This window comes from Serratia sp. BNK-12, assembly GCF_047456085.1.
In the GTDB taxonomy this organism is placed as follows: Bacteria; Pseudomonadota; Gammaproteobacteria; order Enterobacterales; family Enterobacteriaceae; genus Serratia; species Serratia liquefaciens.
In genome coordinates this window covers 3340811-3356625 of record NZ_CP179896.1, presented here as the reverse complement: position 1 = coordinate 3356625, position 15815 = coordinate 3340811, and the positions used below count along the sequence as shown (strand labels likewise).

11 protein-coding genes are annotated in these 15815 nt (G+C 53.5%); 4 read left to right on the top strand and 7 right to left on the bottom strand.

Annotation, left to right across the window (positions count from 1 at the left end; translation table 11 throughout):
- The first annotated feature begins 155 nt into the window (after window positions 1-155).
- The 3 genes from ldtD (at window position 156) to ACMGG1_RS15665 (ending at window position 3441) form a co-directional block, all read left to right on the top strand.
- Window positions 156-1997, top strand: a complete 1842-nt coding sequence (gene ldtD, locus ACMGG1_RS15675; protein ID WP_414160841.1) for a L,D-transpeptidase — start codon at window positions 156-158, stop codon at window positions 1995-1997.
- A gap of 181 nt (window positions 1998-2178) precedes the next feature.
- Complete coding sequence (locus tag ACMGG1_RS15670; protein ID WP_020826147.1) at window positions 2179-2727, top strand: YcbK family protein; 549 nt, start codon at window positions 2179-2181, stop codon at window positions 2725-2727.
- A gap of 66 nt (window positions 2728-2793) precedes the next feature.
- Complete coding sequence (locus ACMGG1_RS15665) at window positions 2794-3441, top strand: MBL fold metallo-hydrolase (RefSeq protein WP_048761915.1); 648 nt, start codon at window positions 2794-2796, stop codon at window positions 3439-3441.
- Window positions 3442-3511: 70 nt separating this feature from the next.
- Here ACMGG1_RS15665 and ACMGG1_RS15660 read toward each other — a convergent pair whose 3' ends face one another.
- From ACMGG1_RS15660 to ACMGG1_RS15640, 5 genes are all read right to left on the bottom strand, one after another.
- Complete coding sequence (locus ACMGG1_RS15660) at window positions 3512-4702, bottom strand: amino acid aminotransferase (RefSeq protein ID WP_044549564.1); 1191 nt, start codon at window positions 4700-4702, stop codon at window positions 3512-3514.
- 245 nt (window positions 4703-4947) lie between these two features.
- Window positions 4948-6057, bottom strand: coding sequence for a porin OmpC (ompC, locus tag ACMGG1_RS15655; RefSeq protein WP_269476097.1), 1110 nt, complete (start codon window positions 6055-6057; stop codon window positions 4948-4950).
- A gap of 303 nt (window positions 6058-6360) precedes the next feature.
- On the bottom strand, window positions 6361-7761 hold the full coding sequence (gene asnS, locus ACMGG1_RS15650; protein ID WP_020826151.1) for an asparagine--tRNA ligase: 1401 nt from the start codon (window positions 7759-7761) through the stop codon (window positions 6361-6363).
- Between the two features lie 226 nt (window positions 7762-7987).
- Window positions 7988-9193 carry a nicotinate phosphoribosyltransferase gene (gene pncB / locus ACMGG1_RS15645; protein WP_020826152.1) on the bottom strand — a complete coding sequence of 402 codons (1206 nt, stop codon included), beginning with the start codon at window positions 9191-9193 and terminating at the stop codon, window positions 7988-7990.
- A gap of 255 nt (window positions 9194-9448) precedes the next feature.
- Entirely contained in the window at window positions 9449-11149 is a 1701-nt protein-coding gene (locus tag ACMGG1_RS15640) for a GGDEF domain-containing protein (protein ID WP_414160840.1), read from the bottom strand.
- 447 nt (window positions 11150-11596) lie between these two features.
- Between ACMGG1_RS15640 and pepN the strand changes: the two genes are divergently transcribed.
- On the top strand, window positions 11597-14212 hold the full coding sequence (gene pepN, locus ACMGG1_RS15635) for an aminopeptidase N (RefSeq protein ID WP_115059250.1): 2616 nt from the start codon (window positions 11597-11599) through the stop codon (window positions 14210-14212).
- A gap of 31 nt (window positions 14213-14243) precedes the next feature.
- Here pepN and ssuB read toward each other — a convergent pair whose 3' ends face one another.
- Both ssuB and ssuC read right to left on the bottom strand, forming a co-directional pair.
- On the bottom strand, window positions 14244-15020 hold the full coding sequence (gene ssuB / locus ACMGG1_RS15630) for an aliphatic sulfonates ABC transporter ATP-binding protein (protein ID WP_020826155.1): 777 nt from the start codon (window positions 15018-15020) through the stop codon (window positions 14244-14246).
- Window positions 15017-15811 (bottom strand): aliphatic sulfonate ABC transporter permease SsuC, encoded by a 795-nt coding sequence (gene ssuC, locus ACMGG1_RS15625; protein ID WP_128864125.1) that lies wholly within the window; start codon window positions 15809-15811, stop codon window positions 15017-15019. Before ssuC ends, ssuB begins: the two co-directional genes overlap by 4 nt.
- Between the last annotated feature and the right edge of the window lie 4 nt (window positions 15812-15815).

The window sequence follows — 15815 nt, the reverse complement described above, 5'->3', positions numbered from 1 at the left end:
ATGATAGTCCTGCTTTTTTATCCGCTTTTAAACGGGTAGCTTAATGAATTACAGTTATTCATTAGTGCCAAAGGGCAAAATGGCTTTTCTGTTCGTATACTGAAACTAATAAGCTGTCTTGGTTGTATTTTTTGTGAGCATACAGGGGGCAATGGATGTTGCTTAGAAATGGAAACAAGGTACGACGTTTGGCGTTGAGTTGCGCAATGGCATGTGGTCTTGCGTCGTCGCTACCCGTATGGGCAACCGTTCCTGCATTCCCGGTGGCGTCTTCCGGCATGTCAGTTGCGCAAAGTCGTTCGGAATTGCTTGCGGCATTGCCTAAAGGTATCACACCGCATTATCTTTCAACGCTTGCTCCTTTGTACGCAGCGAACCGGATGCAACTGATGTGGCAGGATCGCGAATCGGTACAGCAATTTCAGCAGCAGTTGGCCGAGTTGGCGATGTCTGGCGTGCAGCCGCAGTTTACGCAATGGGTAAAATTGCTGACCAATCCAGCCATTACCGGTGTGGCCCGCGATATCGTACTGTCTGATGCGATGTTGGGGTATTTGCAGTTCGTTTCATCGATCGGCGCCAATGGCAACAGCTGGCTGTACAGCAACATTCCCTACAAGCTCGGTTTGCCGCCGAATACGGTGATTAACCAGTGGCAGTTAGCGGTGCGTCAGGGTAAAACGGTGCCGTATGTCAACTCGCTGGCACCGCAGCACCCGCAATACGCCAAGATGCATCAGGCATTACGCGACATGCTGGCTGATGGACGCCCATGGCCGCAGATGGCCAATGGCCCGAGTTTGCGCCCCGATCAACTGAGCGATGATATTCCTGCCTTGCGCGAGATCCTGGCGCGCAACGGTATGCTGACCACTTCTGCCGCGCCGGCAGAGGCGCAGGAGCCGCCTGCGGTATTGACCGGTTCGCGCAATGAGCCAGACGATGGTGGCTTATCGGTAGATGAAGAGAAAAATCGCGAGGCCCAGAGTGCGGTAGTCAGCCCGGCCGCCGCGCCGGTAAAAGACTTGGCGCCGTCACCGCAATCGCCGTTCAGTCAGCAGCAGGAGAGTCCGGTCACGGTCACGGACAATCGCTATACTGCCGATTTGGTTGAGGGCGTTAAACGCTTCCAGAAATGGCAAGGGTTGAGCGCTGATGGCGTGATTGGCGTACGCACCCGCGAATGGCTTAACGTAACGCCACAAATGCGAGCTTCGCTGCTGGCCCTGAACATCCAGCGTTTACGCATTCTTCCCGGCCGCGTTGACACCGGAATTATGGTCAACATTCCTAACTACTCGTTGACCTATTACCTGAACGGCAATGAGGTACTTTCGTCACGGGTGATCGTAGGGCGGCCCAGCCGCAAGACGCCGTTGATGAACAGTGCACTGAACAATGTGGTAGTTAACCCGCCGTGGAACGTGCCGACCACGCTGGTGCGCGAAGACATTGTGCCGAAGGCGATGCGTGACGGCAGCTACTTCCAAAAACACGGTTATACCGTGCTTTCCGGCTGGAGCAACGATGCTGAGGTGATCAACCCGGCAATGATCGACTGGAATATGGTGTCGGCCCGTAACTTCCCGTACCGGATCCGCCAGGCTCCGGGAGCGACCAACTCGCTGGGGCGTTTTAAATTCAACATGCCGAGTTCGGACGCCATCTATTTGCACGACACGCCGAACCATAACCTGTTCCAGAAAGACATTCGTGCCCTGAGCTCGGGTTGCGTGCGGGTCAACAAGGCTTCGGATTTGGCGAATATGCTGTTGCAGGATGCGGGCTGGAACAATACCCGTGTTTCCTCCACCCTAAAACAGGGAAATACCACCTACGTAAATATCCGCCAGCATATTCCGGTTAAATTGTATTATTTAACCGCCTGGGTCTCTGATGATGGAAAGCCACAATTCCGTACAGATATTTACAATTACGATGATACGGTGAGATCGGGTGCACAAATTTTGGCTCAGGCCGAAAAATTAATGCAATAAATGCAGTAATTATAAATAAATAACGGTCAGAATATCGGGCCATGGTGCAGGCACTCATTCCGTGAGTGCCTGCAAACCGCGGGATATCACGGGTTGACTCAATCAGTGCGGGCGGTTATGGTTCAGGCAGTGCGCTGTTTTGTGCATATATTTTGATATTCTTGCCGGGTTTAACAGAAACATGGACAAAATTGATCATCATCGCCGTAAGTGGCTGGCGTTAGGTAGCGCCGCTGTGGGCATAGCGCTGCTCCCTGGGCAAGCCTTTGCCAGTCTTTCTACTTCGCGCCCGCGTATTCTTGTCGTTAATAATATGCATACGGGCGAATCCTTGAAAGCCGAATTCTTCGACGGCAAGGGATATAATAAAGACGAATTAGTTCGTCTTAATCATCTCTTCCGTGATTATCGAGCCAATAAAGTCAAGTCGATCGATCCTCGTCTATTTGATCACCTCTATCGCCTGCAGGGTCTGTTGGGCACCAACAAACCGGTACAGTTGGTTTCAGGTTATCGTTCCCTGGATACCAACAATGAGCTGCGTGAGCGCAGCCGCGGTGTGGCCAAGCACAGCTATCATACCAAGGGCCAGGCGATGGACTTCCATATCGAAGGCATCCAGTTGAGCAATATCCGCAAAGCGGCGTTAAAAATGAGCGCCGGTGGTGTAGGATATTACCCACGTAGCAACTTTGTACACATCGATACCGGCCCGGTGCGGACCTGGTAATCGCTGTGCACCATAAGTGAGTAGCGCCAGCCCGTCAGGGTATGGCGCTGTTGTCGTTGGAGCCTTATGAAATACCAAATTATTCCCGTTACCGCTTTTAGTCAGAATTGCAGCCTGATCTGGTGTGAGAGTACCCAACAGGCGGCGTTGGTCGATCCCGGCGGCGAAGCGGAGAAATTAAAGGCCGAAATTGCCAGGCAGGGCGTGACGGTCACGCAGATCCTGCTGACGCACGGCCATCTCGATCACGTAGGGGCAGCGGCTGAGCTGGCGGAACACTATCAGGTACCGATCTACGGTCCGGACAAGGAAGATGCTTTCTGGTTGGATGGTTTGCCTGCACAGAGCCGGATGTTTGGTCTGGAAGAGTGTGCGCCTCTGACGCCAACTCGCTGGCTGGAAGAAGGGGACAGCGTGCAGGTGGGTGAAATGACGCTCAAGGTGCTGCATTGCCCGGGTCATACTCCTGGCCATATCGTGTTTATTAATGAGCAGGCGCGGTTGGCGCTGGTGGGTGACGTATTGTTTAACGGTGGCGTGGGTCGCAGCGACTTCCCACGCGGCGATCACCAGGCATTAATCAACTCGATCCGCACCAAGCTCCTGCCACAGGGGGATGACATGGCGTTTATCCCGGGGCACGGACCGATGTCTACCTTCGGTCAAGAGCGTGAAACCAATCCGTTCCTGCGAGAAGAACCGGCCATCTGGTAAGGTTATTTCCCGGCAGAAATAACTAAGGGGCGCATTGAGCGCCCCTTTTGCTTATTTGAAACCGTAACCTTTACAGCACGGCGACGATGGCTTCACACAGAGGCGCCATATTGTCTGGCGTCATGCCGGCGACGTTAACCCGGCCGGAGTTAACGGCGTAAACGCCAAATTCGTCACGCAGGCGCAGCACCTGTTCTTTGGTCAATCCGCTGAACGAGAACATGCCGTTCTGATTAATGATAAAGCTGAAGTCCTGCTCTGCGCCTTTCTCCTGCAGAGTATTCACGAACAGCTGACGCATGCGGTGAATGCGTTGACGCATATCGGTCAGCTCCTGCTCCCACAGGGCGCGCAGCGCATCATCACCCAGGATGGTCGCAACCACCGCAGCACCGTGAGACGGCGGGTTGGAGTAGTTGGCGCGAATGGCGGCTTTCACCTGGCTGAAGGCGCGGTCAGCGGTATCCGCATCTGCAGCCACCAGAGTACAGGCGCCGACGCGTTCGTTGTATAGGCCGAAATTCTTCGAGTACGAGCTGGCTACGATCAGTTCCTGATGCTTGGCGGCGAAAATACGCAGGCCCTGCGCATCTTCTTCCAGGCCTTTTGCGAAGCCCTGATAAGCAAAGTCGAACAGCGGCAGCCAGCCGTTAGCCACAGACAGCTCGGCTAACTGAGCCCACTGCTCAGGCGTAGGGTCAATGCCGGTTGGGTTATGGCAGCAACCATGGAACAGGACCACATCGCCTGCCTGAGCCTGTTTCAGGCTGTTCAGCAGGCCATCGAAGTCCAGCGCATGATTGGCCGCATCGTAGTAGGCATATTCCAGCACTTCCAGGCCGACGGCGCCAAACACATTTTTATGGTTCGGCCAGCTTGGGTTGCTGATCCAGATGCGTTTAGCGCTGGTCTGGTTGGCGATGAAGTCAGCTGCCACACGCAGGCCGCCGGTGCCACCAGGCGTTTGCGCGGTGCGCGCACGCTTGTCGGCAATGATTGGGCTTTGTTTGCCGAACAGCAGCTCTTGCGTGCAGTTGGCGAAAGCGGGGATGCCCTCAATGCCGAGATAGTTTTTGGTGGCTTCATTTTCCAGCAGATACTGCTCAGCTTTTTTCACGCTGGTCAGCACCGGCGTTTTGCCGGTTTCGTCTTTGTAGACGCCAATGCCCAAATTGATTTTGTTCGGGCGCGCGTCGGCACGGAAAATGTCGGTCAGACCCAGAATCGGATCGGCAGGTGCAGCAGTGATTTTTTCAAACATGTCAGGTGCTTCCATGGCTCGGAGTTAAGCAGACAGAAGCATCAGGGTAGCGCCAGTTATGCGCTTTGCCAACCGTTTGCGAGAAAAACACAGCGATCTTGTGAAGGGCGCAGATTCAGCATAAAAAATGAGGAAGAAGGGGACATTGGCAGGATAAAAATTTACGCGTAGCGCAAAAACAAAAACAGGGCCGAAGCCCTGTTTTTTAACTTAGCCGACGGTGAACCGCCGTTAAGTGAGACAACTTAGAACTGGTAAACCAGACCAACACCTACGATATCATCGGTAGCGGTGCCAGTGGCTTTAGTGAACTCGTTGTCGTCCAGCAGGTTGATTTTGTAATCAACGTAGGTAGACATGTTTTTGTTGAAGTAGTAAGTGGTACCAACAGAAACATATTTAACCAGGTCGGCATCGCCGCCGCTGAAGCTAGAACCGTGGTTGGTGTGGCCAGCCAGGTTTTTACCTTTAGACTGCAGGTAAGAAACTTCTGGACGCAGACCGAAGTCGAACTGGTATTGAGCAGTCACTTCGAAGTTCTGAGTTTTGTTAGCGATACCTGCATCGAAATCACCGTATGGAGTCATGTTACGGGTTTCAGAGTACATGGCTGCCAGGTAGACGTTGTTCGCGTCATATTTCGCACCAACGGTCCATGCGTCAGCTTTGTCGCCGCCAGCAGTGGAGTTGTTGGTTTGCTTGTCAGTACGGTCAGAAGATGCGTATGCAGCACCGAAGCTTACGCCTTCGCCGATGTCATAAGTAGAAGACAGGCCCCAACCGTCGCCATTCTGTTTCTTCAGAGCGCGACCGTCGTTTTCGTTCTTACCTTGGTACTGAACAGCGAAGTTCAGACCGTCAACCAGACCGAAGAAGTTGTTGTTACGGTAAGTCGCAACGCCGTTGGTACGGCCAGTCATGAAGTTGTCGGTGTAGGTATAAGTATCGCCACCGAACTCTGGCAGCATATCTGTCCAACCTTCTACGTCGTACAGTACGCCGTAGTTACGACCGTAGTCGAATGAACCGTAGTCAGCAAATTTCAGACCTGCGAAGCCCAGACGAGTCTTGGTGCCTTCAGTGCCTTGTGCTTCGTCGTGGTTAGCCTGAACGTTGTATTCCCACTGGCCGTAACCGGTCAGTTGGTCAGTAATCTGGGTTTCACCTTTGAAGCCGAAACGAACATAGGTCTGATCGCCATCATTACCTTTGTCGTCTGAGAAGTAGTGCAGACCGTCAACTTTACCGTACAGATCCAGTTTGTTGCCGTCTTTGTTGTAGATTTCAGCAGCGTTAGCTGCGCCAGCGGCTAACAGAGCTGGGATTACCACTGCAAGAATATTGCGCTTCATCATTATATTACCCTCATTGGTGTTATTCGGACACCTTTGCCACTGCCGCCAATAATTCTTTTGGAACTATTGTTGATAGATTGGTGTCGTCCTGTGTCTGCACGCAGTGTTCCATTCACGGGCAGGTTAATCTAGAACGAAAATGCTACCAATGTCCTAATGAGGTTTCAAAAAGAAAGTATTTGTAACCAAATGTAATATTCACGGAACTTTGTGACGCTCGTCAATATTAAAAAATGCGAAAGGCCAGCTAAGCTGGCCTTGGTTTTGTAACTAAATTAATTAGAAAATGTATTATCTGATTAATTAAAAGGTTGCATTACGTGGTGTGCGAGGGAACGGAATTACGTCGCGCACGTTTTGCACACCGGTGACATAGGCGATTAAACGCTCAAAACCTAAACCGAAGCCGGCGTGTGGCACGGTGCCGTAACGACGCAGGTCACGATACCACCAATAATCTTCTTTATTCAGGCCCATGGCATCCAGACGCTGATCCAGCACGTCCAGACGTTCTTCACGCTGAGCACCGCCGATGATCTCGCCGATGCCCGGAGCCAACACGTCCATCGCCGCAACGGTTTTGCCGTCGTCGTTCATACGCATATAGAAAGCTTTGATGTCTTTCGGGTAGTTTTTCACCACCACCGGCGCTTTGAAGTGTTTCTCGGCCAGATAACGCTCATGCTCGGAAGACAGATCGATACCCCAGGAAACCGGGTTCTCGAAAGTCTGGCCAGAGGCGATCAGAATTTCCACCGCTTCGGTGTAATCAACCTGAGCGAAGTCGGAAGAAACAAAACGCTTCAGGCGGTCAATCGCATCTTTGTCTACGCGTTCTGCGAAGAACTGCATGTCATCCATACGCTCGTTCAAGACGGCCTGGAACACATACTTCAGCATTTTCTCTGCCAGTTCCGCGATATCCTCGAGGTCAGCAAAGGCGACTTCCGGTTCGATCATCCAAAACTCGGCCAGGTGACGGCTGGTGTTGGAGTTTTCGGCGCGGAAAGTCGGGCCGAAGGTGTAAATTTTCGACAACGCACAGGCATAGGTTTCGCCGTTCAACTGGCCGGAAACGGTCAGGAACGCTTCTTTACCGAAAAAGTCCTGACTGAAATCGACAGCGCCTTTATCGGTGCGCGGCAGGTTTTCCAGATCCAGCGTGGAAACGCGGAACATTTCGCCGGCGCCTTCGGTATCGGAAGCGGTGATCAGCGGGGTGGAAACCCAGAAGAAACCATTCTCGTGATAGAAGCGGTGAATAGCCTGCGCCAGGGTATGGCGAACACGGGCAACGGCACCGATCAGGTTGGTACGTGGGCGCAGGTGCGCCACTTCGCGCAGGTATTCGATGCTGTGGCGTTTGGCCGCCATCGGGTACGTGTCCGGATCGTCAACCCAACCGACCACTTTAATCTCGGTCGCCTGCAGTTCGAAACTCTGACCTTCGCCTGGAGAGGCGACCACTTTGCCTGTCACTTCAATCGAGCAACCGGTGGTCAGATGCAGCACTTCATCCTGATAATTCGGCAGAGAATTATTAACGACGGCCTGTAACGGATCAAAGCAGGAACCGTCATAGACGGCCAGGAAGGAGATACCAGCTTTAGAATCTCTCCGGGTACGCACCCAACCGCGCACGGTGACTTCACTGTCAACCGCAGCACGGCCTTGCAGTACGTCGACTACAGGCACTACGCTCATAGATTTCTCTCTTAATAATTTGGTTTAGAAATAGCTTACAACCCAAGAATATGGGGATGTTGCTATGTTACTTGCCGCGGTGCAGAGCACAAGCAGAAATCGCCGGATTGGTGCAACATTTCTTGGCTCTGGGCGAAAAGGGAGCACGGCGAAGTCTCTTATAAAGAAGAAAAAAGCCGGCGTGAGGTCTTCAGCCGGCTTTTTCGCGTTGGCAGGGCGGTGTGGCTTAGCTGGCTTTCTTCACCAGCGGTAAATCGAAGGCCTTGCGTAACGCTTTCACAAAGGCCTGATCCTGGCATATGGTCTTGCCCGGGCTGTCGGACAGTTTAGCCACCGGCTTGCCTTTGCATTCGACCAGCTTGATCACGATATTCAGCGGTTTAACCCCCGGGATATCGCAGGTCAGACGCGTACCTATGCCGAACACCAGATTGACGCGTTGGTAGAAACGGCGATACAGCGCCATCGCCTTGTCCAGATCCAGATTGTCGGAGAACACCAGCGTTTTGCTCATCGGGTCGATGCCCAGCTTCTGATAATGCGCAATGGCTTTCTCGCCCCATTCGAACGGATCCCCCGAATCATGGCGCAGGCCCTGATAACGCTGGGCGAACTGCGGACCGAAATCACGCAGGAAGGCGTCCATGGTGATGCAGTCGGTCAGCGCGATGCCGAGCTGGTCCGGATATTCATCCAGCCAGGCTTGCAAAGCTGCACGTTGGCTGTTGGCCAACACCGGGCTGATTTGCTGGTGCGCCTGGAACCATTCATGAGCCTGAGTACCCACGGGCGCCAGAGCAAGCTGGTGGGCCAGATCGTAGTTGCTGGTGCCGACCAGATAAGGAAATTCGTCTTTCAAGGTGCTGACAATTGCCTGCTGCACACTCTGCGAGAAACGACGGCGGGTGCCAAAGTCCATCAGTTTGAAGCGAGAAATGTCCACGTCAGCGCTCATGGCTTTAAAATGCTCGAGTTTGCTGCGCAGATGAGCGACGGCCATCTCAGGCGTGACTTCCGGGGAGCGGTGACGGTGCACCACCTCACTGATCACTGCCAGCAGTGGGACTTCCCACATGATCACTTCACGCCAGGGACCGGCAATGCGAATGTGCAACTTGCCCGCATGATCTTCGATCTGGACCTGTTGCGGATCGTAACGAAACTCGCGCAGCCAGTTCAGGTAATCCTCGCGGAAGAAAGGCAGCCCGGAGAGATAGTTGAACTCAGCGTCTGTTAGCGCCAGTTGGCTCATCAGTGCGATCTGGGCACGGATCTCGTCGGCATATTCGCCAAGCAGCTCGTCACCGCGGCAGCGGAATTCCGCCGCCACGCTGATAGCAGGATAGCGATGGAACACTGCTTGCTGCATATGAAGCTTATAAGCATCAGTATCAAGCAGTGATGTCAAAATCGGGGAGGCGTATTGAGTCATATCGCGTTACTGCATCCTCGTCAGGCGCGTGTCCAAATCCGGATAATCATAAAAAAGTGGGGGGAGTATACCCGGATTATCCTGTTATTGAAGCTGCATCACACCACAATTCATCGGAGCCGGTCGAGGATTAAACGTGCCTTTATCTCTGCTTGCCATCAGGATACCGACAGAAAAGTCAGATAAGTCTGTAAGGTGAATGACTTAGCCTAATTAGTCATAAAAATTATAATGTTAATTATTTTAAACAACAATTCAGATAAAACCGTTCTGGGTGTGAATGCCTATCCGGTCTTTGCCGTTTTTCTTGCAAAAATAGAGCGCTTCATCCGCCTGTTTGATTGCTGCCGGCAACAAGCGGATATCGCGAACCTGGGCAATGCCGCAACTGGTGGTGAAGCGGACGTTTTGCCCATCGGTTAGTGTCAGGCTGAACTGGTGCGTACGCTCGCGTAGCTTGGACATCACTTCCTGCGCATTTTCCAGCGTACAGTTACCGAGGATCACGGCAAATTCTTCACCACCGTAGCGACAGAAAATGTCGCTGGAGCGGAAGGTGCTTTGCAGCAGCTTGCCAAATGCCACCAGCACCAGGTCGCCTACGTGATGGCCGTAGGTGTCATTGAGGCTTTTGAAATTATCAATGTCGATCAGACAAAAAGCGAGTGGGTAGCTGCCGGCAGCCAGCGATTCGCACTCCAGGAAGAATTTGCGCCGGTTATAGATATTGGTGAGAGGATCGAGATAGGAGGAGGCTTCCAACTCTTTAATCAGCAGGTGTTTCTCATTTTCCAGCGTTACCTTTTCCAACTGGTACTGTTTTAGCTGTTTGATAGCGTCGCTGATGGCTATCAACTCCTGGCCGTAGAACACTTCGTTGCGAGCGATATTCATATCGCCGTAAGACAAGCGCAAAATATTATTATGCGTTTTCGTCAGCCAGCGGCTGATATTTGAACAGTAAACCAGCGTAGGCAGGAAGATAAATAGCGCAATCAGACCCGCCAGCGAAATCATGCCGTCAATGGCGGTTTGGCTGTCATAAATCTTGCTCTGCGAGGCGGCGGTCTCCATTTCGAAACTGCGCTGATAGAGCCGTTGTGACAGCTCACTCAGGTTTTTAACATAGGGATAAATAGCGTCTGTAGGGTAGGCGGTATGCGTGTTTACGGCGGTATATAATCCCTCGGTAATGATCTTGATCTGCTGAGCTGACAGCTGCCCCAGGATCTCATTCACCAGTGCAGTAGTTTTCACGTCGTTATAGGTAAGTTTCATAAAAATCAGCCGAGTACTCAACGCATTCAATACGCCGGTGAGCTGAATTGCTTTCAGATAAGCGTCTTTGCGCGCCAGTCGATTGGTATTGACGTCAATAATCTGATCGATGAGTTCGGTCACCGACATGTTCAGCCGGTTATTTAATCGCACTGCCTCAAGAAACATAAATGAATCGCCATCGACCATGCGGTTATCGTAGCTATAGCGGTAGTAACTTTTACTGGCCTGGGAAATATAGTAAGCGCTATTGATATTGAACAGATTGGCATTGGCTTCGGTCACCTGCGAAAGCTGCAGGTTGTCATTATTGAGCAATTGTTCCATCAGACTGAGCATGGAAAGCGCGGCAATTTTTTGCCTGATGCCGAGCCGTTGCGAGATTTCGCTGTCGATGTGCGGTCGAAAGTGGGCGATTTTCTCCCGCGCTACGCGATCGGCGTCTTGCCACTGATGTGGAGTGATACGTGGGTCGATCAGGCTTAAACGTTTAAGGCGATGTGCCAATAGTGTGGCCTGAAAAGCCTCTGAAATCTCTTTGGCTCGGGTAATTTTGTATAGATTGAGTTGGTTGTCGCGATACTCGGTGTCAGCTTCCGACAACTCATCGGAAATAAACAGGGCAAATGAGGACATCAGGGCAAAGGTAAAAAAATAGATCAGATATTTTACTTTCATATGCACTACGCGTCCTTGAGCCCGATCCGCTAATTATATCACTGAGTCTCCCGGCCTGTCTTGGCTATACCCAATAAGGGAAGATTGCCTGCAAAGTGCCGTTGAGCCGGGAAGGCTGCCCCGTGAGATAGGGTAAGTTCGCACTTTTGACGCCGATGTTCTCATCTGGAAAACGTGCAGCCTCGCTGGGCATCTTTAGCATTTAATGCTGATTTTGATGCCGCATCAGGTGAAGGAGCCTGATGGCGTGGGCAATTCTTCGACAGGATTACGATCCACCTCCGATTTCTCCGCTCCTGTGTCCTGGTCTCTCTGGGTTTTTTTTGTAGCTGTGATACAGTTTATTTACAATCAGGCTCATCGAAATTTCTGCTCTTTTCCGACGGCGAAATAGGCGAATGATGAAAGCCTGGCACCTGTAACTCACTGAGACGTCAAAGGGTTTTTATGACACAACAGCCACAGGCGAAGTATCGCCACGATTATCGCGCGCCAGATTACACCATCACTGATATTGACCTGAATTTTGAGTTGGATGCAGAGAGCACTCGCGTCACTGCCGTCAGCAAAATCAAACGCCAGGGCGCTGCCAATGCGGCGCTGGTGCTGAACGGTGAAGACCTGACGCTGGTGAGTATTGAGATCGACGGTCAGCCGTGGACAGCCTATCAGTTGCAGGATAACAAACTGGTTATCGAGCAATTGCCAGCACAATTTACCATGACTATTGTCAATGATATCCACCCGGCCAAAAACACCGCGCTGGAAGGACTGTATCTGTCCGGCGAAGCGCTGTGTACCCAATGTGAAGCTGAAGGCTTCCGCCACATTACTTATTATCTCGACCGCCCGGACGTGCTGGCGCGGTTTACCACTCGCATCGTGGCCGACAAGGCGCGTTACCCGTTCCTGTTGTCAAACGGCAACCGCGTGGGGCAGGGCGAACTGGAAGATGGGCGTCACTGGGTGCAGTGGCAAGATCCTTTCCCAAAACCCTGTTATCTGTTTGCGCTGGTGGCGGGTGATTTCGACGTGCTGCGCGACAGCTTTACCACCCGTTCCGGTCGCGAAGTGGCGCTGGAGCTGTTCGTTGACCGCGGCAACCTGGATCGCGCCGATTGGGCAATGACCTCGCTGAAGAACTCGATGAAATGGGACGAAACCCGTTTTGGCCTGGAGTACGATCTCGACATTTATATGATCGTCGCGGTCGACTTCTTCAATATGGGCGCGATGGAGAACAAAGGGTTAAATATTTTTAACTCCAAATACGTGCTGGCGAAAGCCGAAACCGCCACCGACAAGGATTACCTGAATATCGAGGCGGTGATCGGCCACGAATATTTCCACAACTGGACCGGCAACCGCGTGACCTGTCGTGACTGGTTCCAGCTCAGCCTGAAGGAAGGGCTGACGGTATTCCGCGATCAGGAGTTCAGCTCCGATTTGGGCTCACGTCCGGTCAACCGTATCGATAACGTGCGCGTTATGCGCGGTGCGCAGTTCGCCGAAGATGCCAGCCCAATGGCGCATGCTATTCGTCCGGACAAAGTGATCGAAATGAACAACTTTTACACCCTGACGGTGTACGAGAAAGGTTCTGAAGTGATCCGCATGATGCATACGCTGCTGGGAGAAGAACAGTTCCAGAAGGGGATTCAGCTGTACTTCGAGCGTCATGACGGCAGTGCGGCGACCTGTGACGATTTCGTTCAGGCGATGGAAGATGCGTCCAACGTTGACCTGTCGCTGTTCCGCCGCTGGTACAGCCAGTCTGGTACGCCGTTACTGACGGTTCGTGATGAATACGACGCCGAGCACCACCAGTACCGTCTGCACGTCAGCCAGAAAACCGCGCCGACCGCCGATCAGCCGGAAAAACTGCCGCTGCACATCCCGCTGGATATTGAACTGTACGATGCACAAGGTAACGTGATTGCCCTGCAGAGAAACGGCTCGCCGATCAATAACGTGCTTAACGTCACCGAAGCGGAACAGACCTTCGTGTTTGATGGCGTGGCGCACAAGCCGGTACCGTCCCTGCTACGTGAGTTCTCTGCACCGGTTAAACTGGATTATCCGTACAGCGATCAGCAATTGACCTTCCTGATGCAGCATGCTCGCAATGAGTTTGCCCGTTGGGATGCGGCACAGAGCCTGCTGGCGACCTACATCAAACTGAACGTGGCCAAACATCAGCAACAACAGCCGTTGTCGCTGCCGCTGCACGTTGTTGATGCGTTCCGCGCCGTATTGTTGGACGAGAAGTTGGATCCGGCGTTGGCTGCACAGATCCTGACGTTGCCTTCAGAAAGTGAAATTGCCGAGCTGTTTGCCACTATCGATCCTGAAGCGATCGCCGTGGTGCACGAAGCGATCGTCCGCTGTCTGGCGAAGGAAATGGCCGATGAGTGGCTGGCGGTTTATCACGCTAACAAGACCGACGGCTACCGGGTTGAACATGCTGACATCGCGAAACGTGCGCTGCGCAACGTGTGCCTGGGTTACCTGGCCTTTGGCGATGAAGCGCTGGCCGACCGATTGGTGACGGAGCAGTATCGCCAGGCGGATAATATGACCGATTCGCTGGCGGCACTGGCCGCTGCGGTGGCGGCGCAATTGCCTTGCCGCGACGCGCTGCTGGCGGCCTTTGACGAACGCTGGCACCAGGATGGTCTGGTGATGGACAAGTGGTTTGTGCTGCAGGCGACCAGCCCGGCGGCGGACGTGCTGACCAAAGTGCGTGGGTTGCTGAAACACCGTTCATTCAGCCTGAGCAATCCAAACCGCACACGCTCATTGATTGGAGGCTTTGCTTCTGCCAACCCGGCGGCGTTCCATGCGGCGGACGGCAGTGGCTATCAGTTCCTGGTGGAAATCCTCAGCGATTTGAATCAGCGCAACCCGCAGATTGCTGCTCGCCTGATCGAACCTTTGATCCGCTTGAAACGCTACGATGCTTCACGTCAGGCATTAATGCGCAAAGCGCTTGAACAGTTGAAAGGACTGGAGAATTTGTCCGGCGACCTGTTCGAGAAAATCACCAAGGCGCTCGACGCGTAAGTCTAGGAAGGGACGGCATGCCGTCCCTTTTTTAATTTGCTGCGCGGCGTGTGGCCTGACTTAAGGGGGAGGGCGGAGACAATACTCTGTCCAGCACCTCGGCTTCCAGCTCTGCCAGTTTGACCGACCCTTTGCGCCGTGGGCGCGGCAGGTCGACGGTCAGATCCAAACCGATACGGCCTTCTTCAATCAAAATCACGCGATCCGCCAGCGCAATGGCTTCACTGACGTCATGCGTCACCAGCAATACGGTGAAACCGTGCTGTTGCCACAACCCTTCAATCAATCCCTGCATTTCAATCCGCGTCAAGGCGTCGAGCGCCCCCAAAGGTTCGTCCAACAGCAACAGGCGTGGACGGTGGATCAGCGCACGTGCCAGAGCCACTCGTTGTTTTTGTCCTCCGGACAAGGCCGCTGGCCACTCGTTGGCGCGGTCGGCCAGCCCGACGGCTTCCAGCGCTTGCAACGCATCGGCACGCCAGTTACCGCGCAGGCCAAGGCCCACATTGTCGATCACCTTTTTCCACGGTAGCAGGCGGGCGTCCTGAAACATTAAGCGGGTATCGTCTCTGGCGCTGGCAAGGGGCGCATTCCCGCTCAGCAAAGCGCCGCTGGTGGCTTTTTCCAGTCCTGCCATCAGACGCAGCAGCGTGCTTTTACCGCAGCCACTGCGGCCGACCACGGCGACAAACTGTCCCGCGCTGATGCGCAATTGAATATTGTCCAGCACGGTGCGGTTACCGTAGCGCTTGGCAATGGACTCGAGCGTGACCGGCGTCCCTTGGGGAATTCGAGCGGGAGTCGTCATAGCGCTTCTCCTTGTTTCAGTTGATAGGCCGGGTGCCAGCGCAACCAGACGCGTTCCAGCAACTGTGCGCTGACGTCCGCCAGCTTGCCGAGCAGGGCATAAAGCACAATCGCCACCACCACCACGTCGGTCTGCAAGAATTCACGTGCGTTCATCGCCAGATAACCGATACCCGAATTGGCGGAAATGGTTTCGGCCACGATCAGCGTCAGCCACATAAAGCCCAACGCGAAACGCACGCCGACCATAATCGACGGCAGAGCGCCCGGCAAAACCACCTGAGCAAAGAGCTGGAAACCGCTCAAGCCGTAGCTGCGCGCCATTTCAAGCAGGCCGTGATCGATATTCTTGATACCGTGATAGGTATTCAAATAAATGGGGAACAGCGTGCCTAACGCCACCAGAAAAATCTTGGCGGATTCATCGATGCCGAACCACAGGATCACCAGCGGGATCAGCGCCAGATGCGGCACGTTGCGGATCATCTGCACGGAGCTGTCCAACAGGCGCTCGCCCCAACGCGACAGACCGGTGATAAAGCCCAGCACCAGTCCAATGCTGCCGCCGATGCTAAAACCGATCAGTGCGCGCCAACTGCTGATCGTCAGGTGTTGCCACAATTCGCCGCTTTTGGTTAGCGTCCAGAAGGCGGTGACGACCGCGCTCGGCGCCGGCAGAATACGGTTCGACAGCCACCCCGCCTCGACGGAGATTTGCCAGATAACCACCAGCGATACCGGCAATGCCCAGGGGGCCAGCCGGTGCAATATGCGTTGTGTACCCTTCGCCATAAGG